Below are 22,112 nucleotides of genomic sequence, written 5' to 3'. Positions count from 1 at the left end.
AGGCGCAGCACTTAGAGGAACGCTTCGAGCTCCGCCCGAGTCGGCATGCCGCCTTGCGCACCCAGCTTGGTCACCGACAGCGCCGCCGCTGCGCAGGCTTTGCGCACGGCAGGCGCGATTCCTTCATGCAGGAATACCGCCAGCGCTGCGTTGAAGGTGTCGCCAGCGCCGGTGGTATCGACCGCGTCGACCTTGAAGCCCGGCTGATGCTGCGGCTCCCCGCCATCGCGAAACCAGGCGCCATCGCCGCCACGCGTCAGCACTACCGGTGCGGGCGAGCGCTGCATCAACGCAACGAAATCCTCATCGCCGTCTGCACCCAGCAGTATCGCCAGCTCATGCTGGTTGGGCGTGAGATAGCGCGCGAGCTTCAGCCATTCCGTGGGAAGCTTTTGCGCCGGCGCCGGATTGAGAATCACCGGCTTGCCGAGCTTGTGGCCAAGGCGAAGCGTGGCTTCAACGGATTCGAGTGGAATTTCCATCTGCACCAGGATGGCGTCCGCACGGGCCAGCGTGGATTGCGCTCCCTCGATCTGCGCGGGAGTGACGCGTGCATTGGCGGCGGGCACCACGATGATGTGGTTCTCGCCTTCGGCGACGGTGATCGAGGCGGTGCCGCTGCCGCAGTCGGCAATGCGCGCGACGTGATCGAGCGAGACGCCTTCGCGCACGAGGCCTTCGTGCAGTTGCGCGCCGAAGGCGTCATCACCGACGGCGCCCACCAGCGCGACCTCGGCACCCAGGCGCGCGGCAGCCACGGCCTGGTTGGCGCCCTTGCCGCCATGCACGGTCAGGAAGCGTTCGCCAAGAATGGTTTCGCCGGGCTTGGCAAAGCGCGAGGCCAGCGTCACCAGGTCCATGTTGATGCTGCCGACCACGACGACGCGTGCCATAGCTGTTCCTTCCGACCTTCATGCGGGAAGGAAAGGATAAGCGATGGCCGCAGCGAGCGTCACAACACCCCGCTGCGCGAAGCGCCGGACATCAGCCGCCGCTGCTGCCCGCCGTCGACGGCACGTTCTGGCCGCGTTTCTCCTGCATGCGTTCCATCGCCTTCTCGCGCATGGCCTTCCATTTGTCGCGCTGGTCCTGGGTCAGCACGCCGCCGATCTGGCTTTCGCTGTCCTGCATGATCGACATGGCCTTGGCGCGGCGATCGGCCGGCTTGAGGCTGCTGTCGCCGTGCAGCGACTGCAGCTGTTGCTCGCGCTGCTGCAGCATGGGGCCGATCTTGGCCTGCTGATCCGGCGTCAACTGCAACTGCTTGCTCAGACGCTGCAGCTGGGTCTGCGCATCGAAGGCGTGCATGTTGTGGCTGCCCGCAGCCGGCGGATGGTCGCTGTCGCCGGTGGGTGCGTTCTGCTGGGCGAAGGCGTGGCCGCACAGCGTGGCGGCGAGCGCGAACGCGACGAAGGTGGGAAGACGATGCATGGGCGGTTCTCCTGGGGCGTACCAGCGGGAACGCGAGCACGCCACGGCGGTTGACGGTGCTGGCTTGAATCCCAGCCTAGCGCCCCGAACATCAACAGATCGTCCGCCCGAGGTTACGTCATGATCGAGCTGCACTACTGGCCCACCCCCAACGGCCACAAAATCACGCTGTTTCTCGAAGAAACCGGTGTCCCCTACACCATCAAGCCGGTGAACATCGGCAAGGGCGAGCAGTTCCAGCCCGCGTTCCTGGCCATCGCGCCCAACAACCGCATGCCGGCCATCGTGGATACCGCCCCCGTGGACGGCGGCGAGCCGGTCAGCGTGTTCGAGTCGGGCGCGATCCTGCAGTACCTCGCTGAGAAGACCGGCCGTTTCCTGCCCACCGATCTGCGCGGCAAATACACGGTGCTGGAATGGCTGTTCTGGCAGATGGGCGGGCTCGGCCCGATGCTCGGCCAGAACCATCATTTCAACCGCTATGCGCCGGAAAAGATTCCCTACGCCATCGACCGCTACGTCAACGAGACGCGCCGCCTGTACGGCGTGCTGGACAAGCGCCTGCACGGTCGTGCCTTCATCGCCGGCAACGACTACAGCATTGCCGACATGGCGGCGTATCCGTGGATCGTGCCGCACGAGAACCAGGGCATGACGCTGGACGATTTCCCGCATCTGAAGGCCTGGTTCGAATCGATCCGCGAACGCCCCGCCACCCAGCGGGCCTATGCCCTGGGCGAGCAGATCAAGGGCAGGTTCGACCTCAGCACGGACGAGGAAGCGCGCAAGGTCCTGTTCGGACAAGGGGCGAAGAACTGATCCATCGCGCGGCATTCGGCAACGAATGTCGCGCATTTCACGGGAAATCGCTGGCTTCCATGCGCGCTACGCGGTCTAATCGCCGCTTGTTCTTACGTACGACGCGTCGCCCAAGGAAGTATTCATGCGCGCCCTCCTCTTTGCCGCCCTGACGATGGTGGCCTTGCCGACCATGGCCGAAAAACTCACGATCGAACGCATCTTCGACGGTGGAAACCTCGCTGGTGCCGCGCCGCGCGGGCTGGAAATTTCCCCTGACGGCAGCCGCGTCACCTTCCTGCGTGCCCGCGCGGACGACCAGTTCCAGCTGGACCTGTGGGAATACCAGCTCAAGGACAACAAGACGCGCCTGCTGGTGGATTCGAAGAAACTCGAACCCAATGGCGAGCAGCTGTCGGACGCGGAAAAGGCGCGCCGCGAGCGCGAACGCACCGCCGGCCTGCATGGCATCGTGAGCTATCAGTGGTCGCCCGACGGCAAGCAGTTGCTGTTCCCGATCAACGGCAAGCTCTACGTCTATTCGCTGGCCACGCCGGACGCGACGCCGATCCCGCTCGACACCGGCGACAACGTGATCGATCCCAGGATCTCGCCCAAAGGCCGCTACGTGTCCTATGTGCGCGACCAGAACCTGTGGGTGATCGACCTGACCACGGGTGAGGCGAAGCAGCTCACCCACGATGGCGGCGGCACCGTGCACAACGGCGAAGCCGAGTTCGTGGCGCAGGAGGAAATGGATCGCAGCGCCGGCTACTGGTGGGCGCCCGACGATTCGGCCATCGCGTTCGAGCGCTACGACGAAGCCAAGGTGCCGGTGACCAAGCGCACCGAGCTGTTTGCCGACCATACCGACGTGATCGACCAGCGCTATCCCGCGGCCGGTGCGCCCAATGTGGCGGTGAAGCTGGGTCTGGTGTCGCCTGCCGGCGGGCCTTCGCGCTGGATCGACCTGGGCAAGGACACGGACATCTATCTCACCCGGGTGAACTGGCTGCCGGACAGCAAGCGCCTCAGTTATCAGCGCATGCCGCGCAGCCAGCAGAAGGTGGAATTGCGCCTGGTCGATGCGAAGACGTTGGCGCAGCGCACGTTGCTCACCGAGATCAGCGATACCTGGATCAACCTCAACAACGATCTCACCTTCCTCAAGGACGGCAAGAGCTTCCTGTGGGGCAGCGAGCGCAGCGGCTACCACCATCTCTATCTCTACGCGCTGGACGGCACGCTCAAACATGCGGTGAGCGAAGGCGACTGGCCGATCGACGGACTGCTGGCGGTGAATGAGCACACGGGCACCGTGTTCGTCGCCTCCAATAAAGATGCGGTGCCGGAAAAGCAGATCTACGCGCTGAAGCTCGATGGCAGCACCGCGAAAGCCCCCGCGCGCGTCAGCCAGGGGGCGGGCACGCATGCCGCCACGTTCGCGCCGGACGGCAGCTTCTATCTCGACAATTTTTCCAGCGTGGACACGCCGCCACAGGTCAGCCTGCACAGGGCCGACGGTAGCCTCGTCAGCTGGATCGAGCCGAACAAGCTCGATGAAAAGCATCCGTTCTGGAATTACCGCGACAGCCTGATCAAGCCCGAATTCGGCACGCTGAAGGCTGCCGATGGTCAGACCCTGTATTACCGCCTGTACAAGCCGGCCGGGTTCGATCCAACCAAGAAATACCCGGTGTTCGACACGTACTACGGTGGCCCGCACGCGCAGATGGTCAGCAATGTGTGGGGCGATTACTTCAACCAGTACATGGCCAACCAGGGCTTCGTGGTGTTCACGCTCGACAATCGCGGCATGGCCCGCCGGGGTCGCCAGTTCGAGAATGCGATCTACCAGCAGCTGGGCGCCGCCGAAGTGGACGACCAGCTGGTCGGCATCCATTGGCTGAAATCGCAGCCATGGATCGACGGCAAGCATATCGGCGTGTTCGGCTGGAGCTACGGCGGCTATATGACCACGATGCTGCTGGCAAAGGCTTCCGACGAACTGGCCGGCGGCGTGGCGGTGGCGCCGGTGACCAACTGGCGTCTCTACGACACCTTTTACACGGAGCGTTATCTCGGTCGTCCGCAGGACAACGACTCGGGCTATACGCGCAGCTCGCCGATGGCATGGCTCGATGGCCTCACCTCGAAGCTGTATCTGGTGCACGGCATGGCCGACGACAACGTGCTGTTCCTCAACTCGACCGAACTGATGGCCGAGTTGCAGAAGCGCGGCACGCAATTCCAGTTCATGGCGTATCCCGGGGCGAAACACGGGCTCAATCTGCCGGGCCAGCGCAGCCATGTGTATCACCTGATCGAGAATTTCTTTCAGCAGCAGGTGAAGGGGGCGGCGGCAGTGGTGGCAAAGCCAGTGGTGCAGCCGGCTGCGGCCTCGACGGTTCGATAACTCCGCTCGTCATTCCGGCGTACGCCGGAATCCAGTGACGGTGCAGCAGGCTTTCGCGACAACCCTTCCTGCTCGCTACTGGATTCCGGCCTGCGCCGGAATGACGAGCAAAAAAAGGCCGCCCTCTAGGCGGCCTTTTCATATCCGAATCAGCAAAAACCTTACTGCGCGTGCTCCACACCCGAGTCGCCCTGCTCCAGCGGCGGCGGCGTACCGGCTACAGCCAGCAGCGACGTCGCGTAGCCGTCCTCGATGCTCACCGTGGATACCTCATCCCACGAGAAGAACGATGCCTCGCGCAGCCATTCCGCGTCGGGCGAAATCTCCTGCATGTTGAAGCCGTCTTCTTCCACGCTGATCAGCCGGCCGATGTAACAAACCTCGGCCTCATCCTCGCTGTCCACGTGCACGCCGATCACCGGCGCCTGCGCGGCAGCGGCCTGGATGACGCTGCGGATGTCGTCCAGCGGGAAGCCACGCGGCGTGCGCGGCATCAGGTGCTTGAGCACCAGGGCCTTTTCCATGAAGGGCGCGTGTTTGTCCGGTGCTTCCAATTCGGAAACATCGCGGTGACGCATCACATACATGCCGTCATAAGTGATGCCGTCGCCGACGACCCACAGCAGAAAGAATTCACGGCCAACGCCGCCCACGTAACCACAGAAGCTGCCGTGTTCGAGTTCGCCGCGCCATAACCGGATCAGCTGATGCTGTTGCTGCGCTTCACGCAGCTGGGCTCGCTGGCCGGTGGTCTTCAGTTCAATCACATTTCCCATGGTCAAAATTTTACCAGCCCGGGGCTTTCCCCTTGTTTACAGGATGTAACGCGACAAATCTTCGTCCTGGACCAGCACGCCGAGGTTTTTATCTACATATTCGGCGTCGATCGTGTAGTTTTCGCCGGATTTGTCAGCAGCTTCGTAGGAGATCTTCTCCAAAAGGCGCTCGATCACGGTGTGCAGGCGGCGGGCGCCGATGTTCTCGGTCCGCTCATTGACCTGGAAAGCGACCTCGGCCAGTCGGTCGATGCCCTCCTCGGTGAAATGGATCGTCACGCCCTCCGTGCCCAGCAGCGCGATGTACTGCTTGGTCAAGGCGTTATGCGGCTCGCGCAGGATGCGCTTGAAGTCGCCGACCGACAGCGCCGATAGCTCCACGCGGATCGGCAGGCGGCCCTGCAGCTCCGGAATCAGGTCCGAGGGCTTGGCCAGCGAGAACGCGCCGGAGGCGATGAACAGCATGTGGTCGGTCTTGATCGGGCCGTACTTGGTCGACACGGTCGAGCCTTCCACCAGCGGCAGCAGGTCGCGCTGCACGCCTTCGCGGCTGACGCCGGCACCGCCCCACTCGGAGCGCTGGGCGATCTTGTCGATCTCGTCGATGAAGACGATGCCGTTCTGCTCGGCCGACTGCATGGCCTGGGCGCGCACTTCTTCCTCGTTGAGCAGCTTGGCGGCTTCTTCTTCCACCAGCATGGGGCGCGCGGCCTTGATCGCGACCTTGCGCTGCTGGGTCTTGGCGCCGCCCATGTTCTGGAACATCTGGCGCAGCTGCTGACCCATTTCCTCCATGCCCGGCGGCGAAATGATTTCCACGCCGACGTTGGTGGCGAAATCCAGCTCGATCTCGCGGTCGTCCAGGGCTCCCTCGCGCAGCTGCTTGCGCAGTTTCTGCCGCGTATCGCTCTGTTCGTTGTTGGGCGCGGCGTCGTGCGACCAGTCGGAGGGCGACTGGCGGCGCGGCAGCAGCGCGTCGAGGATGCGATCTTCGGCGCGGTCTTCGGCCTGGGTGCGCACCCGCTTCATGGCCTGCTCGCGGGTGAGCTTGTAGGCCACGTCGGCGAGGTCGCGCACGATCGATTCGACATCCTTGCCCACATAGCCCACCTCGGTGAACTTGGTGGCTTCCACCTTCACGAACGGCGCATTGGCCAGCGTGGCGAGGCGGCGGGCGATTTCGGTCTTGCCCACGCCGGTGGGACCGATCATCAGGATGTTCTTGGGCGTCACTTCGTCGCGCAGGCCCGGTTCCAGCTGCATGCGGCGCCAGCGGTTGCGCAGGGCAATGGCCACGGCGCGCTTGGCGTCGTGCTGGCCGATGATGTAGCGGTCGAGTTCGTTGACGATTTCGCGGGGAGTAAGTTCGGACATGAGTTCACCGGAAAGATGAGTTTTCGCCGTCGTTCCGCATCGGCGGGAACGACAGGACCAAGAGCCGTCGCGCCGTGCGCTTACAGCTCCTCGATCGTGGTGTTGTGGTTGGTATAGATGCAGATGTCGCCGGCGATCTTCAGCGCACGCTCGACGATGGCGCGCGAATCCATCTCGGTGTTTTCCAGCAGCGCCAGCGCAGCCGACTGCGCATACGGGCCGCCCGAACCGATGGCGATCAGGCCATGCTCGGGTTCCAGCACGTCGCCGTTGCCGGAGATCAGCAGCGAGGCTTCCTTGTCGGCCACGGCGAGCATGGCTTCCAGGCGGCCCAGGCGGCGGTCGGTGCGCCATTCCTTGGCCAGTTCCACCGCGGCGCGGGTGAGGTTGCCGCCGTGCTTGTCCAGCTTCTGCTCGAACAGCTCGAACAGGGTGAAGGCGTCGGCGGTGGCGCCGGCGAAACCGGCGATGACATTGCCCTTGCCAAGGCGGCGGATCTTGCGGGCGTTGGCCTTCATCACCGTGTTGCCGAGGGTGACCTGGCCGTCGCCGCCGATCACGACCTGTCCGTTGCGGCGCACCGAGACGATGGTGGTGGCGTGAAAGGATTCCATGGGGACTCCGTAAAGAGTGAATTCGCCAGAGGTGGGGCCGGGGCAGCGGAAACCAAGCCGCGGGGCCCGGTTCGTCACTTCCGCTTGGCGCGCGGGTGTGCCGCGTCGTAGACCTTGGCCAGGTACTGGAAATCCAGGTGCGTGTAGATCTGGGTGGTGGCGATGTCGGCGTGGCCCAGCAATTCCTGCACCGCACGCAGGTCGCCGGAGGATTCCAGCATGTGGCTGGCAAAGGTATGCCGCAGCAAGTGCGGATGGATGCGCTTGGCCATGCCCTGCTGCATGGCCAGCGTCTTCAGCCGCAACTGCACGGTGCGCGGATTGATCGGCGCCCCGTCCCGGCCTTTGAATACGGGCTGTTCGGGCACCACGCCTTCCGCTTCGCCCAGCGCGCGCAGCGCGGCTATCGCGTGGCGACCTACCGGCACGATGCGTGTCTTGTTGCCCTTGCCGAGTACGCGTACCTCGCCGGCATGCACGTCCAGATCGATCCAGCGCAGGCCGGTCAGCTCGGACAGGCGCAGGCCCGAGGAATAGAACAGTTCCAGCATCGCGCGGTCGCGCAGGTTCAGCGCGCCTTCGCTCTGCGTTTCCACCAGCGCGGTGGCTTCATCCACGTCGAGCACCTGCGGCAGTTTGCGGTGCACCTTCGGACCGCGCACGCCGGCCAGCGGATCGTGATCGAGCAGGCCTTCGCGGGTGAGCTGGCGGAACAGGCTGCGACAGGACGACAACAGGCGCTGCAGGCTCTTCGGCGATAGACCTGCACGATGCTCGGCAGCGACGAAGCCGCGCATGCGGTTGGATTCGAGTGCACTGAAGCCGGCGATGCCCTGCGCCTCCATCCAGCGCAGCAATTTGGCCAGATCGCGGCGGTAACCATCCACCGTATGCGCCGACGCCTGCCGTTCTCCCGCGAGTCGCGAAAGCCAGGCATCGACCTGGGCCTGCGGGTTGGACATGCTGTTACATGACTTCTTGGGCGCGGCGCAGCGCAGCAGTGACGGTGCCCGCGATCATCTTCAGGAACACCGTGCCCATGCCCGGCTGGAAATGGTCGGCATCGCCGCTGCCGATGGCCAGGATGCCGAACTCGCCCAGCGGCATCATCGCGGCGGAGCGGATCTCCGGCGCGTGATCGCCGAACAGGCGGTACAGCCGCTCGGCCGAGAGACGGCCAGCCACCGGCTCGTGATGGGCCAGGAAATCCGAAAACTCCGGCACCTGCGACCGCCCGCCCGGAATATGCACCAGCCAATCGGCCGGCGGCAGGCCAATCGGGCCGAACAGCATCAGCCGGACCTGGTCGGTCTGGAAATCCTCGGACAGTCGCGCCACCACGCTGCGCGCGGCCACGGCGGGCGTGCCGGCGCGCAGCACGGCGAGATTGAGTTCGTGCACGCGCTGCATCAACCGCTCGTTGTCGGCGGCAATGTCGATGAGTCCGGCGAGCTGCTTTTCCAGCTCCGCGTTCTTCTCGCGCAGGCTTTGCAGCTGATAGACGGCCAGCGAGGCCACCCGTCCCTGCTCGCGCGGCAGCGTGAGCTGGGCGGCGATGTCGGGATAGTCGGTGAGGAACTCCGGATGGTGCCGCAGGAAAGCCGCGACGTCGCTGGCGGAAAGCGTGTCGACAATGGCGGTTTCGGACATGACTACCTCAGCGGAGTGATGCGTTGCGGGCCGAGTGTGCGGTGTTCGGCTACCGGCTTCAACCGACGTGGACAGGAAACCGCGTCAGCCCAGCCATTCCCCTTCGAAAACGAAGGTGGCCGGTCCGGTCATCCACAGGGTGTGGCCCGGCCCCACCCACTCGATGGTCAAGGTGCCGCCGGGCAGCGTCACCTGCACTTTTTCGTCGACCTCGCCGCGCAGGCGCAGCACCGCCATCGCGGCGCAGGCGCCGGTGCCGCAGGCCAGCGTCCAGCCGCTGCCGCGTTCATGCACGCGCAGGCGCACCTGGCCGCGGTCGATCGGCTGTACGAAGCCGCTGTTGGCGCCCTTGGGGAACCGGCTGTGGCTGGTGAGCAGGGGGCCGATGCGATACAGCAAGGGTGCCTGCAGATCCGCCACCACCATCACGGCGTGCGGATTACCCATCGACACCGCGCCGATCTCCAGCACGTCGCCGCCCACGTCGATGGAGTAACGCTCCGCCCGCGCGTCCGCGCGGAACGGAATGCGCTCGGGCTCCAGCGTCGGCACGCCCATGTCGACCGTCACTTCGCCGGGGCCGCTGAGCCGGACCGTCACCGGGCCGGACGGGCTCTCCAGCCGCACGGTGTCGCCGATCGAGAGCTCGCCGGCGCGATGTAGCCATGCCGCCACGCAGCGCACACCGTTGCCGCATTGGCCCGACGGCGTGCCATCGGCGTTCCAGATGCCGTAGTAGAAGGCACACGAGGTGTCGCGCGGCCGCTCGATGCTGATCAGCTGGTCGAAGCCGACGCCGGTGCGGCGATCGGCAATCGCGCGGATCTGCTCTTCATTGAGCGGAAACGCGCGCTGGCGGCAATCGACCATCACGAAGTCGTTGCCGATGCCGTGCATCTTGGAGAACGAAAGCTTCATTACATGAACTTGCCGCCGGTGATCCGGCCGTTGGCGTCCAGTTCGGCGAAATAGCGGCTGTTGTCGCTGCGCATCTCACGCGTCGCAATGGTGCCGGGCAGCACCAGCAGCACATCCGGATACGCCGCCTTGAACTGCTCGGGCGTGGGATGCGTGGCGATGAATGCATCGAACGCCGTCATCTCGGTGACGAAGCCGTGCACCGGCGCAGGCGCGGCGACGGCGGGTGCCGCAACGGCCGGCTTCGCCGGCGCCGGGTGCACGGTGGCCGCCGGTGTGGCCTTGGGCATATAGAGCGGGCCCTTGTTGCCGCATCCGGCGAGCAAGGCAAAAACGGTGCACAGCGGAAGCAGCAGGAGTGATCGGCGCATGTCGGGGTATCCGGCGGGAACCCCGGCAGTATAGGCAAGCCCCGAAAACGTGGCGAGCAAAGGATTTTGGGCGTTCAGCGGCCGTCGCTGCCACGCCAGCCGTTATGATGCCGCCGTCGCCGCCCCGCGCGGTTTGAATGCCCAAGAAGTACACGATGGACTGGACCGCGCTGCTGCGCCTCCCTTCGACGATCCTGCTGATCCTGGCGGTGGTCGCCCTGATGTTCACCCTGTTTCAGCTGGTGGCCTTGCGCCAGCGCCTGGACGACCGGCAACGACTCGCAGCGGTGGGCCGCGCCGTGCTGCTGATCGCGGGTTTTGCCATCACGCTGTTGCTGGCTGGCATGGGCGTGGCGCTGCGCGGCTATCGCCTGCTCAGCGAGGAAACGCCGGTGGTGGAGATCGACGCGCGCATTTTGTCCCCTCAGCGCTGGTCGCTGGTGCTGCACTGGCCGGACGGTGCTACCCGACGCGTGGAAGTGGCCGGCGACGCATGGCGCGTCGAGGCCGTGGTGCTGAAGTGGAAACTGCCGGCGATGCTGGCGGGCCTGCCGCCGCTGTATCGCCTCGACCGGCTGTCGGGTCGCTATGACGATCCCAACGATGAAATGCACGGTGCGCGGACGGTGATCGATTTTCGCGAAGCGGGTGGCTTCGACTTGCTCGACCTGCACAAGCAATACCCGCGATGGGTGCCGGATGTGGATGTGTTGTTCGGCAGCGGCGTGTTTCTGCCGTTGGTGGACCAGGGGCACTACACGGTGAGCCTGATGCGCACGGGGGCGCTGGTGGCGCGGCCGGATGAAGCGACGGTGCAGCGGATCGCGCAACCGTTCTAGCCTTGGCGGTGCACACCACTTCTCCTCTCCCCTCCGGCGAGAGGGCCGGGGTGAGGGGCGGGTGCCCGCGAAAAGATTTCCTCGAAGCACGCTTCGAAAAGCGCCCGCGTACTTTTAGCGCCCCACCCGACTCAATCAAGCACCTTCTCATACCGCCACGCATCCGCCCCATCGCCGTAATAACGCGCGTAATGCCCGATGCGCTTGTACCCCAGCCGCTCATACAGACGCATGGCGTCCTCGTTGTCGGTGCGCACTTCGAGTCGAAGCGATACGCAGCGGCGGCGGGCGGCAAGTTTTTCCGCCGCTTCGAGCAGCGCCGAGCCCACGCCCTTGCCGCGGGCTTCCTTCTTGGTGGCGATGGAGTACAGGCGCGCCACCTGCGTGCCCTTGCGGAAGAACACCACCGCGGTGCCGAGGAAGTGTCGATGATTGGCGCTGGCGACCAATACCTGGGCGCTTTCACTGTCGAGATGGCGGCGGTACTGGGCCCGGCTCAGGCGATCAGTGGCGAAGCTGCTCTCTTCCAGGGCAGCGAGGTCATCGAGATCAGAGAGTTCGGCACGACGCACGCGTACGGCGGCGGTCGCGGGCATGGGTGTCATCAGGGGCGGTTCCGCGGGCGGGATGAAACAAGCGGGGCACTGTAGTCCCCGCATCCCCCGGGGGCAACGATGACTTGTGGCGGTTTTCAGAACTCGTTCAATCTCGGCACCTTGCGAGGAGCGAATGTAAGCAAAAGGTGCAGGCTTTGCCGTGCTGAAGTGATCGGCGCGGGCGCTCAGTGCGCTGCAGAGGAACCGGACCACACGCGCGAAGGTTGAACCGCCTATGAGCCAGCCCGACGACCCGCCTTGTGCCGCGCCATGCATGTGCGAAACTGCGCCCCTTGCGCTGTGCCGCCTCGTTTCCCGCGCGACGACACTCCTCGGTTCCCTTTGACAGAGGTGTCATGACTCGTCTCGTTCTGGTTGTCGAGAAGGCCTCCGACTGGAGTGTCTACTACCCCTCCGCAGACGTGGTCACGGCGATGGACTACCTGCGCGAACCCGTCGGCGTCGACGACGAGCGCACGCATGTCATCAACCTGTGCCGCAGCTACAAGTACCTGGGCACCGGCTACTACGTCTCGCTGCTGGCCGAAGCGCGCGGACACCGCGTGATGCCTTCCGTGCGCACGGTGAACGATCTGCGCCGCCGCTCGCTGTACGGCCTGGAGATCGAGGATCTGAGCGCCAAGCTCACCCATTTCCTGCCGGCGGGTGGCCGCGACACCACCGACTTCGGCATCCTGGTGTACTTCGGACAGACCGCTCACCCGGCGCTGCAGGATCTTGCGCGCCAGGTGTTCGAAATGTTCCCGTGCCCGCTGCTGCGCATCGAGTTCGAGCGCGACCGCGTGTGGCAGATCAGCGCGATCAAGCCGGTGGGCCTGCAGACCCTGGACGATGCGCAGGAAGACGCCTTCGCCGAGGAACTCGATCGCTTCAGCAAGAAGTTGTGGCGCAAGCCCAAGGCGCGCAAGCAGTTCCGCTACGACATCGCCATGCTGATCGATCCGCACGAGGCGATGCCGCCGTCGAACAAGAAGGCGCTGAAGTCGTTCATTGCCGCCGGCAAGGAACTGGGCATCGAAGTCGATCCGATCGGCAAGAACGATTACCAGCGCCTGGCCGAGTACGACGGCCTGTTCATCCGCGAAACCACCGCCAGCAACAACCACACCTACCGCTTCGCGCATCGCGCCGAGAAGGAAGGCATGGTGGTGATGGACGACCCCACCTCGATCCTGCGTTGCACGAACAAGATCTTCCTCAACGACCTGATGGTGTCGCGCAAGCTGGCCGTGCCGCGCACCGAAATTCTCTATCGCGACGATACCAAGGGCCTGAAGGAACTCTCGGAGAAACTCGGCTACCCGCTGGTGCTGAAGATTCCCGACGGTTCGTTCTCGCGCGGCGTGGTGAAGGTGGAAAACGAGGAGGCGCTCAACAAGGCCAGCGCCGAGCTGTTCCAGCACAGCGCGCTGTTGCTGGCGCAGGAATTCGTGTTCACCGAATTCGACTGGCGCATCGGCGTGCTCAACAACGAGCCGCTCTACGCGTGCAAATACTTCATGTCGCGCGGCCACTGGCAGATCTACAACCACGGCGCCAAGGGCGCCTCCAAGACCGGCGATTCGGAAACCATTCCGATCGAACGCGCACCGGCCGACGTGGTGAAGCTGGCGCTCAAGTCCACCCAGGCGGTGGGCGACGGACTTTACGGCGTCGACATCAAGCGCGTCGGCGACAAGCCGGTGGTGATCGAGGTGAACGACAACCCGTCGATCGATCACGGCGTGGAAGACGAGCACCTGGGCGAAGCGCTCTACCTTCGCATCATGCAGGAGTTCCTGCGGCGCATGGAGCGCAAGCGCGCCGGCGAGACCAACTAGGCGCAACCCAACTCTTGTGGGAGCGCGCTCGCGCGCGACAGGCGGCGGGGCGCATCGCAGAAACCGGTTGTCGCGATAGCGGCGCCTGTCGCGCGCGAGCGCGCTCCCACAGAAATCCCCAGATCGCCTTTGGAGCGGGGTGATTCCGGCAGTTCGTCCCTGAACTGCCGTCACGCGGGCGCGATCCGTCGCGCCGCTCCAGCGAGGTGCCCAGCCATCCTGCTGCCCGCAGGTCCTTGCCGTCGCACGGAGCCCCACGCCACGGCGTTCCTGCCGCGGCATCCACTGCCAAGTGAATTCGTTGTCGATCAGTTCCAGATCAGCGCCGACGCCGTGCGACGGCGCGAGCGAAACAGCAGGCCGAGCAGCTGGCGCGGCAGCGACGGCTCCAGTGCCAGCAACACCACCAGCGGCGCACCGATCAGCCAGAACGCAGGGGTCCAGCCCAGCGCGTCGTTATGCACCGGCACCAGGGTGGTCAACAGCAGCGCCGCGCCAGCCAGCAGCCACAGCAGGGCGGCGCCAAGCAGGCGTTCGTGATGGGCGAGTCGGGTGTTCGGGCGCATGGAAGTGTTCCGTCGTCGATGTGGGAACCAGAGTGCCCGGCGTCGATCTCAAAACCTAAGATGCCTCACCGGGCGCGGCCTGCGGCGAGTAAAATGGCGGTCCCGGCCGAGCCGGAAACCGCCGTTGGCGGCATCGACTTTCATCAGGAGCGCGCATGAGTGCAGGACAGTTCGCGGTATTCGGTCACCCCATCAGCCATTCGCTGTCGCCGCGGATCCACCAGGCGTTTGCGCGCCAGTTCGGGCTCGAGCTGAGCTACCAGACCATCGATGCCGCGCCGGCCGCATTCGCTTCGGCGGTGCGCGAGTTCTTCGCCCAGGGCGGCGCGGGCGCCAACGTCACCTTGCCGCACAAGACGGCAGCCTTCGAGATGGCCGATGTGCGCAGCGAAGCGGCCGTGCGCGCGGGCACCGCCAACGTGCTGACACCGCTGTCTGGCGGCCGCATTGCCGCGCACAACACCGACGGTGCCGGCCTGGTGCGCGACATCACCGAACGACATAGCGTGGACCTGCGCGGCCACACCGCGCTGCTGCTGGGTGCGGGTGGCGCGGCGCGCGGCGTGGCGTGGTCGCTGCTCGATGCCGGCGTACACACGCTGACCATCGTCAATCGCACGCCGGAAACGGCAGACGCCCTCGCCGACGCCATCGGCGACCCGGCGCGTGCGCACACCCGCTACTGGGAAGACCTGGCCGATCTGGGCGCGTTCGATCTGATCGTCAACGCCACGTCCGCCGGCGTACTGGGCAAGTCGCTGGATCTGCCCTTCGCCGTCGTGGGCAACCGAGCGCTCTGCTACGACCTCTCCTACGGCGCCGCCGCCACCGGCTTTCTCGCCTGGGCCCGCACCGCCGGCGCGCGCTATGCGTTCGACGGCTTGGGCATGCTGATCGAAACCGCCGCCGATACCTTCGAGCTGTGGCATGACAAGCGGCCCGATACCGATCCGGTTTACGCCGAACTGCACCAGCAGTACGGCTGAGCGATATCGCGCGCAGCCCGGTGCCTGCCGACGCATCGCAAGAAAATACTGGCGCAGAGTGAGGACGCATCGACGTCTGACGCACGTATCACCGTGTTAGCGTGCCCGGCACAGGGGGCACATCACGGGGAGAACGTCATGGTGCCTGAGGGTTTCGTCCGCTTTGGGGCGGCAACAGCGCTGGCGGCGACGCTGGCGCTTGGTTTCGCTGCGCAAGCCGCTGCCGATCCGGCAGTGGGTTCGAGCAACGTGGCTACCGCCGATCCCGCCGTGCCCCGGCCACCGGGCCAGCCCTGCGTGGTAACGCTGTTCACCAACGTCTCCTTCGATGACTTCAACGCCCGCCCTTATAGCTATGCGCCGCCTGGCTCGTGCACGGGTGCCTGGTCGAAAGTGGTGCTGGAAGCGGATTTCTCCGTTACCGCGGGGCGCCAATACGATCGCACCGCCACGCTCTGGCTGGGCGGTGTGAACCTCTATTTCGGCACCACCCAGGAACCGTCCGCCACGGTGTCGCCCGCCTGGCACGTCGAGCGTGATCTCACCGATTACGCCGCCCTGCTGCGCAATGCGGGACAGGGCCAGGCGATCATCGGCAACCTGGTGAACGACACCTACACCGGTGTGATCCACGGCACCGCCCGCCTGCTGTTCTATCCGGCATCGGCCCGCGCACGCGCGGCAGATGTGCCCGATGCGGTGTATGCGCTGGGTAGCGATCCGGTGGGCACCACGGCTACGCTCAATACGCCGACCGACAAGCTGGCGCGCACGCTCACCTTGCCGACCAACGTGGAGCGCGCCTACCTGGACGTGTTCACGCAGAGCCAGGGTGGCGATGAGTTCTGGTACACCTGCGTGCCCGACGCGTATGCGGCGCAAGTCAACGAATGCGGCGGCGGCAATTTCCGCGAGGCGGAGATCAGCATCGACGGCCAACCGGCTGGCGTGGCGCCGGTGTATCCGTGGGTCTATACCGGCGGCATCGATCCGTACCTGTGGCGCCCCACACCTGGCGTGCAGACCTTGAACTTCATGCCTTACCGCGTGGACCTCACGCCGTTCGCCGGTCAGTTGAGCGATGGCGCTCCGCACGAAGTGGCCGTGCAGGTGGCCGGCGCCAACAACAACTTCGCCGCCACTGCCGCCTTGCTGGTGTATCGCGACGCGCATGCGAAGCAGGTGACCGGCAAGATCACGCGCAACACGCTGGTCGGCCAGGCCGCCACGCCAATCATCGGCAGCACGCTTGCCACGGCGAGCAACGGCGACCTCGCCGGCGACATCACCACCAAGCTCGATCGCCGCTTCGTGATCGAAGGCTATGCGAACACGTCGCACGGTCGCGTCACCAGCACGGTGACGCAGGAGACGGGCTTCGACGACACGCAGACCTTCACCATCAACAGCAGCACCTATCGCCAGCAGACCGGGCAGCGCACCTGGTCGGACAGCACCAGCCAGAGCCGCCTGGGCAACTTCCTCACGGTCGAGCGTCATCAGCACTTCAACTATCCGTTCTCGCTCGACTACAACCAGCAGCTGGCAAGCGATGGCAGTACCAATGCGGCCTCCATCGTGCACCAGGGCTATCGGCAGCACGACGAGCTGCGCCTGCTCGGCCTCACGCTCTATGGAGCCGACGTCGACAACACGGTCGATTCGCAGGACACCCTGGTGTTCGATGCCAGCGGCAACCTGAGCAGCCACAGCGGGCAGCAAAGTGCGCAGGCGTTTGCCTTCCACGACACGCTGGGCGGCTGCTATCGCGCCTCGCTCACCACGCAGGCGGGCGCGGTGGCGAGCTACAACGCGGGCAAGGGCTGCCCGGATGGAAGCAACCGCGTGTCGTGGTTCGCCCATCCCGATGGTTCGCCGGACAGCAGCCTGCTGCCGGGTCGCTGACGGTCGATCGCAGGGTTCACACGTCATGACCGGCGGGTCGGACGTGTGAACTGCGTCACGTCTGCCGACGCGGGGCAACATCACCGCAACATGAGACGTCTAAGCTTGCGCGCCCTGCCGGCGCGCCGGCATCCATCGTCCATGTGTGGCCCATGTCCCCCGCTTCGTCGCGTTGTCGTGCCCAAGGTGTCGTCCGTTACAGCCTGCTGATCCTCATCGTGCTCATCGCGGTGGCGGGCGGTTTGATCTTCTGGCAGATCGAGCATGGGCAGGAGACGGAGCAACCCGCGCAGGCCGTCGTTGCCGCCGCCGGCCCGGTGATGCGTGCCGGTATCGGCACCGACGAGCTGCTGCAACATGCGCGCGATGCCATGGCAGCGCAGCGCTTGCTGGCACCCGCAGGCAACAACGCCTTCGAACTCTATCTTGCCGTGCTCAAGCGCGAACCCGGCAACCGTGTGGCACAGGATGCGTTGCGCGAAATCTTTCCGTTCGCGGCGCATGCAGCGGAGCAGACCATCGACAGCGGCGACGATGCCGAAGCGCAGCGGCAGATCGACCTGCTGACCCGCGCCGATCCGCAGAACTACACGCTCACCCTGCTGCAGGCCAAGCTGCAAGCGCAGCGCACGGCGGCTGCACAGCAGGAGCAGCAAGCGAATCGTCATGAGCCGACACCCTCGTCGACCGCCAAGACGCCGCTGCCCACGCCCGCGACGCCGGCCGTAGTCACCGCACCGGTTCCGCCACCGGCGGCACCGTCCGCCGCGCCGGCCGCTCCCGCCAAGCCGGCCAATACGATGACGCCATCGGAACTGGCCATCGCGCAGCTGCATGTCGAATCCACCCAGGTAGAGGCGGCCCCGAAGGCGGCGACGCGCACCAGAACCCCGGCACCTGCGGCGGCCGTGGCCGACGCCAGTGGCGCAACCACGCCGGTGCTCACGCATCGCGTGGAGCCGGCCTATCCGCCGGATGCCAAGCGCACCCGGCGCCAGGGTTGGGTGGACGTGACGTTCACCGTGGAGCCCGATGGCTCGGTGATCGGCGCCACCGTGGCCGACGCCGATCCCAAGTACGTCTTCGACCGCGCGGCCATCAGCGCAGTGTCGCGCTGGCAGTTCACGCCGGGCACGCAGGATGGCAAGCCGGTGGCGCTGCAGCTGCGCCAACGCATCGAGTTCCGCCTGTAAGGCCGGAATGAGGGCGCGCAAGCGCATAATCGATCGCGGCCCACCACGGAGTCAGATCATGCAGCGCTTCATCGCACCTGCCGTTCTCGCCGCCGCCATCGTGTTGGGCGGTTGCCAGGCCACCGCGCCGGTCGTGCCCGTGCCCGTGCATGGCTTCGTCACCGACATGAAGGCGTTCGACGCGTTCATTGCCACGCATCCCACACCCGAGCAATTCCGCACCAGCTATCCGGATGTGCAGCTGGTGATGCCGGGCACCATCACCACGATGGAACTTCGTTCCAACAACAGCCGCTACTATCCTGAGCTCGACCAGGATGGCCGTATCACCGGCGGCCATTTCAGCTGAGTCGGTAGCCATGCGGACGTCCATACGCGGGTGGACGGGGCAAGTCACATCGCTGACATGATGTATCGATAATGTGACACAGTTCCGCCGGGACGCCTGAAGGCAGGTGCGCCTGTGCGCGGGTCACATCGATGCAACGGTGCCATGTCTCGTCTCGCTTCCCTCGCGCCACGCCAGCGCGTGTTCGTCACCGTGTCCCTTGTCGCGCTCGTTGCCGTTGGCTGCGGCGTCTACTTCTGGTCGAAGGGCGGCTCCGCCTCCGGCTCTACGACGGCCGCTTCCGGCAACGCCTCGACGTCCGGCGGCGACGATAGCGGCGTCGGCATCCTGCTCGACCTGGCCAAGACGGCCGTCTCCGAAAAGCGCCTGGTCGCGCCGGCCGGCAGCAACGCCTATGAGTTCTACCTCAGCGTGTTGCAGCTCGATCCGCAGAACAAGGTGGCGCTCGAAGAGTTGCACGAGTCCTTCCCCGTCGCTTCGGCAGACGTGGAACGGGCGATCAACGACGACAATCTCGACGAAGCCCAGCGCGAACTGTCGCTGCTGCGCGAATTCGACAGCACCAACTACATTCTTTCCCTGCTCGGCGGCAAGCTGGACGCGCAGCGCCAGCTCCAGATCCGCCAGGATGAAGCGCGCGCTGCTGCCATGCAGGCGCAGCAGCAGTCGGCAGGCAACGGTTCGATGCTGTAAAGCGCTTCAGCGCAACAGCGGCCCCGCCTTCTCGAGCAGCAACGCAACCAGTTCGGGCTGCATGAAGTCGTAACGGTCGGGAATGTCCAGGCACACCACGCGCTTGCCGCGCAGGCGGGAGGCGTGACGTGCCTGCAGCCGGCGCCGGTGCGACGATTCCATCACCACGATGAGTTGCGCCCATTCGAGTTGATCGGACGACAGCGGCGTTTCCGCGTCGTCGGCCAGTCCCGCCGAATCGACTTCAAGATGCGGCCAAGTGGCGAACACCGCAGCCGCGGTGGGACTGCGCAGCCGATGCCGGCTGCACAGGAACAGCACGCGCCGCGGTGTCGTCATTGCGTTGCGAGGTAATCGTCTTTCATGCGCACGTAATGATCGGCCGAGTAATGCAGCTGTTCGATCTGCTGGTCGCTCAGCACGCGAACTTTCTTGGCCGGATTGCCCAGCCACAGCTCACCCTCGCCCACCACCTTGCCCGGCGGAATCACGCTACCGGCGCCGACGAAGCCATGCTTCTTCACCACGGCGCCGTCCAGGATGGTGGCGTGCATGCCGATCAGGCAGTAGTCCTCGATGGTGCAGGCATGGATCACCGCGCCATGACCGACGGTGACGCCTTCGCCGATGATCGTGGGCATGCCGCCCGGCGAATACGGGCCATCGTGAGTCACATGGACCACCGCACCGTCCTGCACATTGGTGCGCGCGCCGATGCGGATGAAGTTCACGTCGCCGCGCAGCACCGCGCCGGGCCAGACGGACACATCGTCGAACAACTCCACCGCACCAATCACGGTGGCGGCGGGATCGACATACACGCGCTGGTGCAGCGTGGGCCAGATGCCTTTGTATTTGCGTAGAGGATCCATGGCGACATATTACTCCGCCACGCCCCTTGGCACTCTGTGGGAGCGCACCCTGTGCGCGACTGTCCGACGCGCAGACGGTGACAACTGCCGTGTCTTGAACATCGCGAACATCACAGCGCTGCAGCTGGCCCGTCGCGCACAGGGTGCGCTCCCACAGGACTAGGACTGCTTTTCCAGCGTTTCCAGGGTGTAGCGATAACCCGCCTCCATTGCCCTCTCCCAGTCCTTCCAGTCGAGCATGCCGATGTGCTCCAGCGGCGGCGTCAACAGCAGGTCGGCGCGTTCGCGGCGGTGTTCGCTGGGGCCTTCGCTATTGACCATGGCGGCGCGCACCAGCGTGGAAACCAGTCCCGGCCGCTGGATGTCCTGTCGCCCGAGTAGCAGCTGCCACCATGGCGGCGTGGCGAATTCCTCGGCGGTGGTGAGCAGCGAGATCTCGGCGCGGATGTCGATGGCGGTGATGTGGGCGAGGCCGTCGTCGGCCATCACGTCGGTGGGCAGGTTGTCGACCAGCGCGCCGTCCACGAACACGCGGCCGTGGTGCAACACCGGCGGCAGCACGCCGGGAATGGCGCTGGAAGCACGCAGCCACAGCCACAGCGGGCCTTCGCGGTGCACCATCATGCCCTCGCCCGACAAACAGGTGGACACGCAGAAGAACGGCAGCGCCAGGTCTTCGATGTCGAGCGCGCCGAATGCGCGGCGCAGCATCAGGGCGGCGCGGCGCCCGCGCGTGAGCGCGACGATCGGCAGCGTCCAGTCCGATAGTGGACGCCCCTGCACGAAGGCACGGCGCAGGGTCTCGATGGTGACGTCGAGTTCCCATCCGGCGGCCACGCTGGCGCCGATGATCGCGCCGATGCTGGTGCCGCCCACGGCATCGAAGCGGTGCCCGGCCTCATGCAATGCACGCAGTGCCCCCAGATGCGCCACGCCGCGCGCGCCGCCGCCGGCCAGCACCAGGCCGCGCGCGTTGCCGCTGATGACGCGGGCCAGTCGCGCAATATCCGCGTGACCGCCCACGTGATGGTGCTGCAGCTCGCCGCTGAATTCGGCGCGCCAGCGCTGCGCCGCACCGAGCGCCGGCTGGCGGCCCGGATGCAGCAGGATCAGATGGCGCGGTCGATGCCCCGCGCGCGCGGGATGCATCGGCGTGGCTTCGGGCCAGGCGCGGGCGGGCTGGGCGGCGAGTGTCGGCAGCAGCAGCACATCGGCCTGGCGCAGGCACCGCTGGCGCCACAGTTCGTCGCCGATGCTGTCCAGATAGATCACGAAGCGCGCCTGTGCCTCGCGCTCGGCGAACCAGTCGCTGCCGCGGCCGGCCCCATGTTCGGCGTCGATCACGGCGCAACTGCCCCAGCGTTCCAGCTCCATCGCCAGTTGCATGGCCAGCGAGCGGGCAGGGACGTCCGCGCTCGCCGGCAACAGTGCGAAGGTGCGCGCGATGCCCGGGCTTTCGTCGCCGCGCATACGTTCCTGCAGGCGGGCAATGGCGACGCGCGCCACTCCCATCATGGCCTGGGGATGGCGCTGGATCAGCGCTTCGTAGCTGGCCAGGTCCAGCCGCAGCAATTCGCTGTCGCGCAATGCGCGTGCGGTGTAATGCCGGCCTTCCCCGCTGATCAACCCGATCTCGCCGATGCTGTCGCCCGCCGCCACCAGGCGCACCCGTTCAGTAGGCCCGGCAAATACGCCCAGGCTGCCGCTCACGACGAAGTAGAGCGCGTCCGCCGGATCGCCCTGCTTGAACAGCGTCCGCCCGCCCGGCAGCGAAAACCACTGGAGTTCGGGGACCAGCGCGGCCAGCGCCTCGTCGCCCAAGTGGCCGAACACATCGCTTCGACGCAGCAGGGCGGAAAAATCGGGCTTGGACATGGCGCGGGATGGTACGGGCAGGCGTGTGACAAATCGTGACGTGGGGCCG

At 65.8% G+C, this 22,112-nt stretch carries 23 protein-coding genes; 9 read left to right on the top strand and 14 right to left on the bottom strand.

Annotated elements, in window-relative coordinates; genetic code table 11:
* Window positions 1-11 precede the first annotated feature (11 nt).
* Window positions 12-893, bottom strand: coding sequence for a ribokinase (gene rbsK, locus ACN9MB_RS22195; protein ID WP_426270335.1), 882 nt, complete (start codon window positions 891-893; stop codon window positions 12-14).
* Window positions 894-984: 91 nt separating this feature from the next.
* Window positions 985-1,431 (bottom strand): hypothetical protein, encoded by a 447-nt coding sequence (locus ACN9MB_RS22190; protein WP_204634798.1) that lies wholly within the window; start codon window positions 1,429-1,431, stop codon window positions 985-987.
* 120 nt (window positions 1,432-1,551) lie between these two features.
* On the opposite strand from ACN9MB_RS22190, the gene ACN9MB_RS22185 reads away from it, so the two are divergent.
* Window positions 1,552-2,250, top strand: coding sequence for a glutathione binding-like protein (locus ACN9MB_RS22185; protein WP_204634797.1), 699 nt, complete (start codon window positions 1,552-1,554; stop codon window positions 2,248-2,250).
* A gap of 124 nt (window positions 2,251-2,374) precedes the next feature.
* Complete coding sequence (locus tag ACN9MB_RS22180) at window positions 2,375-4,645, top strand: DPP IV N-terminal domain-containing protein (RefSeq protein ID WP_426270334.1); 2,271 nt, start codon at window positions 2,375-2,377, stop codon at window positions 4,643-4,645.
* Between the two features lie 161 nt (window positions 4,646-4,806).
* Here the strand turns inward: ACN9MB_RS22180 and ACN9MB_RS22175 are convergent, their stop codons facing one another.
* From ACN9MB_RS22175 to lptM, 7 genes are all read right to left on the bottom strand, one after another.
* Window positions 4,807-5,421, bottom strand: coding sequence for a hypothetical protein (locus tag ACN9MB_RS22175; RefSeq protein ID WP_204634795.1), 615 nt, complete (start codon window positions 5,419-5,421; stop codon window positions 4,807-4,809).
* Window positions 5,422-5,457: 36 nt separating this feature from the next.
* Window positions 5,458-6,795 carry an ATP-dependent protease ATPase subunit HslU gene (gene hslU / locus ACN9MB_RS22170; RefSeq protein ID WP_426270333.1) on the bottom strand — a complete coding sequence of 446 codons (1,338 nt, stop codon included), beginning with the start codon at window positions 6,793-6,795 and terminating at the stop codon, window positions 5,458-5,460.
* Window positions 6,796-6,875: 80 nt separating this feature from the next.
* A complete protein-coding gene (gene hslV / locus ACN9MB_RS22165; RefSeq protein WP_046972849.1) occupies window positions 6,876-7,409 on the bottom strand; it encodes an ATP-dependent protease subunit HslV in 534 nt (177 codons plus the stop codon).
* A 74-nt stretch (window positions 7,410-7,483) separates the two neighbouring features.
* Window positions 7,484-8,371: a tyrosine recombinase XerC gene (gene xerC / locus ACN9MB_RS22160; protein ID WP_426270332.1), complete on the bottom strand. Its 888-nt coding sequence runs from the start codon at window positions 8,369-8,371 to the stop codon at window positions 7,484-7,486.
* Window positions 8,372-8,375: 4 nt separating this feature from the next.
* On the bottom strand, window positions 8,376-9,059 hold the full coding sequence (locus tag ACN9MB_RS22155) for a DUF484 family protein (protein WP_204634792.1): 684 nt from the start codon (window positions 9,057-9,059) through the stop codon (window positions 8,376-8,378).
* A gap of 84 nt (window positions 9,060-9,143) precedes the next feature.
* A complete protein-coding gene (gene dapF, locus ACN9MB_RS22150) occupies window positions 9,144-9,977 on the bottom strand; it encodes a diaminopimelate epimerase (protein WP_426270331.1) in 834 nt (277 codons plus the stop codon).
* Complete coding sequence (gene lptM, locus ACN9MB_RS22145) at window positions 9,977-10,348, bottom strand: LPS translocon maturation chaperone LptM (protein ID WP_204634790.1); 372 nt, start codon at window positions 10,346-10,348, stop codon at window positions 9,977-9,979. Before lptM ends, dapF begins: the two co-directional genes overlap by 1 nt.
* 155 nt (window positions 10,349-10,503) lie before the next feature.
* Between lptM and ACN9MB_RS22140 the strand changes: the two genes are divergently transcribed.
* Window positions 10,504-11,187: a hypothetical protein gene (locus ACN9MB_RS22140; RefSeq protein ID WP_426271962.1), complete on the top strand. Its 684-nt coding sequence runs from the start codon at window positions 10,504-10,506 to the stop codon at window positions 11,185-11,187.
* 131 nt (window positions 11,188-11,318) lie between these two features.
* Here ACN9MB_RS22140 and ACN9MB_RS22135 read toward each other — a convergent pair whose 3' ends face one another.
* On the bottom strand, window positions 11,319-11,783 hold the full coding sequence (locus ACN9MB_RS22135) for a GNAT family N-acetyltransferase (protein ID WP_426270330.1): 465 nt from the start codon (window positions 11,781-11,783) through the stop codon (window positions 11,319-11,321).
* Between the two features lie 356 nt (window positions 11,784-12,139).
* On the opposite strand from ACN9MB_RS22135, the gene ACN9MB_RS22130 reads away from it, so the two are divergent.
* On the top strand, window positions 12,140-13,624 hold the full coding sequence (locus ACN9MB_RS22130) for a RimK family protein (RefSeq protein ID WP_204634787.1): 1,485 nt from the start codon (window positions 12,140-12,142) through the stop codon (window positions 13,622-13,624).
* 308 nt (window positions 13,625-13,932) lie between these two features.
* On the opposite strand, the gene ACN9MB_RS22125 is transcribed toward ACN9MB_RS22130, so the two are convergent.
* Entirely contained in the window at window positions 13,933-14,190 is a 258-nt protein-coding gene (locus ACN9MB_RS22125; RefSeq protein WP_426270329.1) for a hypothetical protein, read from the bottom strand.
* A 155-nt stretch (window positions 14,191-14,345) separates the two neighbouring features.
* On the opposite strand from ACN9MB_RS22125, the gene aroE reads away from it, so the two are divergent.
* The 5 genes from aroE (at window position 14,346) to ACN9MB_RS22100 (ending at window position 19,316) form a co-directional block, all read left to right on the top strand.
* Window positions 14,346-15,176, top strand: coding sequence for a shikimate dehydrogenase (gene aroE, locus ACN9MB_RS22120; RefSeq protein WP_426270328.1), 831 nt, complete (start codon window positions 14,346-14,348; stop codon window positions 15,174-15,176).
* A gap of 138 nt (window positions 15,177-15,314) precedes the next feature.
* On the top strand, window positions 15,315-17,081 hold the full coding sequence (locus tag ACN9MB_RS22115; RefSeq protein WP_426270327.1) for a peptide-N4-asparagine amidase: 1,767 nt from the start codon (window positions 15,315-15,317) through the stop codon (window positions 17,079-17,081).
* A 152-nt stretch (window positions 17,082-17,233) separates the two neighbouring features.
* Window positions 17,234-18,274, top strand: a complete 1,041-nt coding sequence (locus ACN9MB_RS22110) for an energy transducer TonB (RefSeq protein WP_426270326.1) — start codon at window positions 17,234-17,236, stop codon at window positions 18,272-18,274.
* A 58-nt stretch (window positions 18,275-18,332) separates the two neighbouring features.
* On the top strand, window positions 18,333-18,623 hold the full coding sequence (locus tag ACN9MB_RS22105) for a hypothetical protein (RefSeq protein WP_426270325.1): 291 nt from the start codon (window positions 18,333-18,335) through the stop codon (window positions 18,621-18,623).
* 144 nt (window positions 18,624-18,767) lie between these two features.
* Window positions 18,768-19,316 (top strand): hypothetical protein, encoded by a 549-nt coding sequence (locus ACN9MB_RS22100; protein WP_426270324.1) that lies wholly within the window; start codon window positions 18,768-18,770, stop codon window positions 19,314-19,316.
* A gap of 6 nt (window positions 19,317-19,322) precedes the next feature.
* Here the strand turns inward: ACN9MB_RS22100 and ACN9MB_RS22095 are convergent, their stop codons facing one another.
* From ACN9MB_RS22095 to ACN9MB_RS22085, 3 genes are all read right to left on the bottom strand, one after another.
* Complete coding sequence (locus ACN9MB_RS22095) at window positions 19,323-19,655, bottom strand: low molecular weight protein tyrosine phosphatase family protein (protein ID WP_204634780.1); 333 nt, start codon at window positions 19,653-19,655, stop codon at window positions 19,323-19,325.
* Window positions 19,652-20,188 (bottom strand): gamma carbonic anhydrase family protein, encoded by a 537-nt coding sequence (locus ACN9MB_RS22090; protein ID WP_426270323.1) that lies wholly within the window; start codon window positions 20,186-20,188, stop codon window positions 19,652-19,654. Before ACN9MB_RS22090 ends, ACN9MB_RS22095 begins: the two co-directional genes overlap by 4 nt.
* Before the next feature lie 159 nt (window positions 20,189-20,347).
* Window positions 20,348-22,063, bottom strand: coding sequence for a patatin-like phospholipase family protein (locus tag ACN9MB_RS22085; protein WP_426270322.1), 1,716 nt, complete (start codon window positions 22,061-22,063; stop codon window positions 20,348-20,350).
* Window positions 22,064-22,112: the final 49 nt, after the last annotated feature.

Origin of the sequence: Dyella kyungheensis (assembly GCF_049913195.1) — a bacterium.
Classification (GTDB): Bacteria; Pseudomonadota; Gammaproteobacteria; order Xanthomonadales; family Rhodanobacteraceae; genus Dyella; species Dyella kyungheensis.
Note: the sequence above shows the minus strand (reverse complement) of the source record. Positions and strands in the feature narration are given on the sequence as shown.

Coding starts and splice junctions, on each gene's coding strand:
- ACN9MB_RS22135 (WP_426270330.1), bottom strand. CDS start 11,783: ATGCCCGCGACCGCCGCCGTACGCGTGCGTCGTGCCGAACTCTCTGAT.
- hslV (WP_046972849.1), bottom strand. CDS start 7,409: ATGGAATCCTTTCACGCCACCACCATCGTCTCGGTGCGCCGCAACGGA.
- xerC (WP_426270332.1), bottom strand. CDS start 8,371: ATGTCCAACCCGCAGGCCCAGGTCGATGCCTGGCTTTCGCGACTCGCG.
- ACN9MB_RS22155 (WP_204634792.1), bottom strand. CDS start 9,059: ATGTCCGAAACCGCCATTGTCGACACGCTTTCCGCCAGCGACGTCGCG.
- ACN9MB_RS22130 (WP_204634787.1), top strand. CDS start 12,140: ATGACTCGTCTCGTTCTGGTTGTCGAGAAGGCCTCCGACTGGAGTGTC.
- lptM (WP_204634790.1), bottom strand. CDS start 10,348: ATGCGCCGATCACTCCTGCTGCTTCCGCTGTGCACCGTTTTTGCCTTG.
- ACN9MB_RS22105 (WP_426270325.1), top strand. CDS start 18,333: ATGCAGCGCTTCATCGCACCTGCCGTTCTCGCCGCCGCCATCGTGTTG.
- dapF (WP_426270331.1), bottom strand. CDS start 9,977: ATGAAGCTTTCGTTCTCCAAGATGCACGGCATCGGCAACGACTTCGTG.
- ACN9MB_RS22140 (WP_426271962.1), top strand. CDS start 10,504: ATGGACTGGACCGCGCTGCTGCGCCTCCCTTCGACGATCCTGCTGATC.
- ACN9MB_RS22095 (WP_204634780.1), bottom strand. CDS start 19,655: ATGACGACACCGCGGCGCGTGCTGTTCCTGTGCAGCCGGCATCGGCTG.
- rbsK (WP_426270335.1), bottom strand. CDS start 893: ATGGCACGCGTCGTCGTGGTCGGCAGCATCAACATGGACCTGGTGACG.
- ACN9MB_RS22125 (WP_426270329.1), bottom strand. CDS start 14,190: ATGCGCCCGAACACCCGACTCGCCCATCACGAACGCCTGCTTGGCGCC.
- ACN9MB_RS22185 (WP_204634797.1), top strand. CDS start 1,552: ATGATCGAGCTGCACTACTGGCCCACCCCCAACGGCCACAAAATCACG.
- ACN9MB_RS22115 (WP_426270327.1), top strand. CDS start 15,315: ATGGTGCCTGAGGGTTTCGTCCGCTTTGGGGCGGCAACAGCGCTGGCG.
- ACN9MB_RS22175 (WP_204634795.1), bottom strand. CDS start 5,421: ATGGGAAATGTGATTGAACTGAAGACCACCGGCCAGCGAGCCCAGCTG.
- ACN9MB_RS22100 (WP_426270324.1), top strand. CDS start 18,768: ATGTCTCGTCTCGCTTCCCTCGCGCCACGCCAGCGCGTGTTCGTCACC.
- ACN9MB_RS22090 (WP_426270323.1), bottom strand. CDS start 20,188: ATGGATCCTCTACGCAAATACAAAGGCATCTGGCCCACGCTGCACCAG.
- ACN9MB_RS22085 (WP_426270322.1), bottom strand. CDS start 22,063: ATGTCCAAGCCCGATTTTTCCGCCCTGCTGCGTCGAAGCGATGTGTTC.
- ACN9MB_RS22180 (WP_426270334.1), top strand. CDS start 2,375: ATGCGCGCCCTCCTCTTTGCCGCCCTGACGATGGTGGCCTTGCCGACC.
- ACN9MB_RS22190 (WP_204634798.1), bottom strand. CDS start 1,431: ATGCATCGTCTTCCCACCTTCGTCGCGTTCGCGCTCGCCGCCACGCTG.
- ACN9MB_RS22110 (WP_426270326.1), top strand. CDS start 17,234: ATGTCCCCCGCTTCGTCGCGTTGTCGTGCCCAAGGTGTCGTCCGTTAC.
- hslU (WP_426270333.1), bottom strand. CDS start 6,795: ATGTCCGAACTTACTCCCCGCGAAATCGTCAACGAACTCGACCGCTAC.
- aroE (WP_426270328.1), top strand. CDS start 14,346: ATGAGTGCAGGACAGTTCGCGGTATTCGGTCACCCCATCAGCCATTCG.